Genomic DNA, 3,532 nt, shown 5'->3' on the forward strand with positions numbered 1-3,532 from the left:
TAAGTCAAACTATTTTTTTTAATAAATAGTTTAACTTAAATTAACTTTTTAACTGGTTCCATTTTGATGAAGCGGGACAGAGAAATTAACAAAGATGAAAATAATAAAGGAATGTATAATGACATGTTAAAAAGAGCTGAAAATTCCAAACAACAATTAATTAAAAATTTTGAAACATTAAAAAATAATAACGAAAAAACTGCAATTGATGAACTCAACAAAATTTATCAAATCGTTAATTAATAATCAAAAACTTTCAAATTAAACCACTATTTTTTAAAAATAGTGGTTTTTTCATTATATATAAAAAAAACAGTAAAAAAAACAAAACAAAAAAAAAAAAAAAATCAAAAAACACGCAAGCAAAACAAAAAACTAACGCAAAGGAAATTAAAAAAAACAATTCAAAAAACAATAAATATAACAACCTTAAAAACCAAATTCCAAGAAAGGAGGTCATTACATGACAAAACGTTATTTAAAATTTTTTTATTATTTTTTATTAATAATTTTTTTATTTTTCACTTATTGTTATATTTACGCTAAAATAGCAAATTATTTTTATCAAAAAAAGACGCACACCATTAAAATGTATACAACCCAAGAACTAAAAGACAAATGGCTCGCTACCCAATCAGAAGTATTTATTCAAAACATTAACGTGGAGTCACGTAATGACATTCCTAAAATCATGGATTTATTAGGTATTAATGACGTTCGTATTTTAAATCTTAATTCAAATTACAATTCTAGTTTTTATAAAGAATTATGTTGGAATTTAAAAAACCCACAAGATGGTTTATTAGACGTTTATTTTAAACCTCGACCTAATCCATTTAAAATAACATATCCTCATAGTCACAATGAATACACTCTCGATGAATTATTAACCCACAAAATCGCCATTGAAAAAGCTTACGTCTTTTGGAACATCAGCAAAGCCCCAATTGATCATAATGTCAACATTCACACAATTAATTTAATTCATGATGTTAATATGACTAAAGATGCAAAAATTAAAAAATATTTAATTCAAGCTTATCAAGCTCATCAAGATTGGTTAAATCAATGTGAAATTAAAAAAGATAAAAAAACATTAGCTGCATATAATAATTTATATTCAAATGAAACAAATGCACAAAAATATCGTGATTATCAAGTATATTACGCTCCTCAACCATTTCAAGTAGAAATTAAACCGTACAAAAGAGATATTGAAAATTATAATGATAAAGAAAACGACGCAGTTAAAAATACAAAAATATTTGAAGCTGCAAAAACCAAAATTAACGGAACAGATGTTTATTATATAAAATTTAGTTTATATGGAACAGGTGTAATACAACAGAAACTAAATGGGAGAAATATATATGATAACAGTAATTGTTTAGGTCCTAAATTAGAAAAAATAGAACTAAAATTCAGTCATGACGTTAATTTAACTCCTCCTCCTCTTTCCCCACAATTAAAAGTTAATGATATATATATCAATTTAGGTTGTTACAACGCAGTCCCTAATGGCCCAATCGTTGTTCCAATTAACAAAAATGGATCTTTTAATTACAATGATAACAAAATCGAAGCTGTGTATTTCGATGACGGAGTACGCGTTTTCACTAACTGTGATAAAACTGATGACTTAACCAAACACGCCAACGGCGCAAAAAATATTTATCTTTTCAGTTTTGACATCAAAGAACCACCAATAGACCTCGGCGTAGTCGACAGTATTAAATATTCAACCGAAGAATGGATTAAAAACAACGTTAAAGGCGAAATCTACTACAACAACGAAAACTGGGGATACTGTACTGTCAAATCTTCTGACACATACAATAATTACACATACACAATCATATGCCGTGAAAAACAAACAAAAACCGAAACAATCAACCTCGGCATAGTCGACAACAAACAAGTTGCAACCGAAGAATGGATTAAAAACAATGTTCAAGGTACAATCACCTACAACGACAAAGATTGGGGTAACTGTTGTGTTACTTCCACCGATGTAAACTATATTTACAAATACCTAATCAAATGCCGTTTAAAAGAAACAAAACCAACTGAAACAATAGACCTCGGCATAGTCGACAAAAAACAAATTTTTAATAAAGAAAATATAGAAAAAAATATGTTATTCTTAACAAAAGGAATATTTGATATTTTTATTAACCAAAAAGAAGTTGAAACTTTAAAATGGATTAAAAACAATGTTAAAGGCGAAATCTACTATAACGACAAAAACTGGGGTAACTGTATTGCCAAATCTACAGACTCAAATTGTAATTACACATACATAATCAAATGCCGCGAACAAGAAACAAAAAATGTAATTTTAGATCCTTCAGACAATCCTTATGAAACCATCCAAAAATGGAAAAAAGATAAAAATATTTTATCTACAATAATAAAAGAATCACCTTTTGAATGGAAAGACGGAGACAATTTCAACTTAACACAAACTGTCGAAACCAAAGACGTAATTTATCATATAAATTGTCGTTCAACTTACAAAGAAAAATTAGATCGTTGGAAAAATCAATGTTATTTCAAACCAGGTGTCCATTATGATCGTAACACAATAAGAGTTAAACTTGGTCGTTATTCACAAACCATTTACGATGAAAAAAACAATAAATTATGGTATAAATATAATGAAGGTTGGTTTTCGGATTCATGGAACATTTACGATACTAATGGAAAAATAATTTTTGAAGATGTCACCAGTAGTATGGATAAAATTGATAATGGTTTTACTGAAGCAACAAATCGTTATTGTGACACAACAAAACCACCAATTAAAGAAGAATGTATACAAGATTTAACACAAATAAACGAACAAATAAATAAACAACAAAATGAAAAACTAAACAAAAGAAGAATAATTAATTAAAAAAAATAAACAACCCCACCAACCAAAAAGACATCAAATCGGTGTCTTTTTTTTATAAAAAATCGTCCTAAACACGACATAAAAATGTTTAATTAAATAAAAAAATATATAATAAAAATATATTCAATTTTATTATTATTAGAAAGGAAACAAAATTTATGAAATATAATTTTTCCAAAAAACATTTAACAACTATTATTATTATTGTTTTTTGTATAATAATTATTACAACTATTATATTTTTATATCGTAAAAGCAAAAAGAATAATGATAAACAAAAATTGGAATTACCAATTTTAGAACAAAAAAATCAAGAACCAATTTATGAAGAACAAAATAAAGAATCTCAATTATCTAAAAAAACAATAAAAGTCATTTTTCCTCCATCAGACAATCCATATGAATCCATCCAAAATTGGAAAAATATTTCATCTACAATAATAAACGAATCACCTTTTAAATGGAAAATAGAAAACGATAATTACACCTTAACACAAACTGTCGAAACCAAAGACACAATTTATCATATAAATTGTTGTTCGACTTACAAAGAAAAATTAGACCAATGGAAAAATCAATGTTATTTCAAACCAGGTAATACATACAATGGTTTTGGAATTAGAAATAAAACAGAAG

The 3,532-nt window shown here is 26.5% G+C and carries 2 protein-coding genes and 1 pseudogene; all 3 read left to right on the forward strand.

Features of this window, described 5'->3' with window-relative positions; genetic code table 11:
• Positions 1-66 precede the first annotated feature (66 nt).
• Positions 67-243 carry a hypothetical protein gene (locus KTO59_RS03790; protein WP_284928715.1) on the forward strand — a complete coding sequence of 59 codons (177 nt, stop codon included), beginning with the start codon at positions 67-69 and terminating at the stop codon, positions 241-243.
• Between the two features lie 220 nt (positions 244-463).
• Positions 464-2,896 carry a hypothetical protein gene (locus KTO59_RS03795; protein ID WP_284928716.1) on the forward strand — a complete coding sequence of 811 codons (2,433 nt, stop codon included), beginning with the start codon at positions 464-466 and terminating at the stop codon, positions 2,894-2,896.
• Between the two features lie 158 nt (positions 2,897-3,054).
• A pseudogene (locus tag KTO59_RS03800) lies at positions 3,055-3,532 on the forward strand (hypothetical protein); the annotation flags it as partial.

Source organism: Candidatus Phytoplasma sp. AldY-WA1, from assembly GCF_020312115.2.
GTDB classification, from domain to species: domain Bacteria; phylum Bacillota_I; class Bacilli_A; order Acholeplasmatales; family Acholeplasmataceae; genus Phytoplasma; species Phytoplasma vitis.

Bases quoted from the DNA above. Each gene is read 5' to 3' on its own strand.
- KTO59_RS03795 (WP_284928716.1), top strand. From the start codon at position 464: ATGACAAAACGTTATTTAAAATTTTTTTATTATTTTTTATTAATAATT.
- KTO59_RS03790 (WP_284928715.1), top strand. From the start codon at position 67: ATGAAGCGGGACAGAGAAATTAACAAAGATGAAAATAATAAAGGAATG.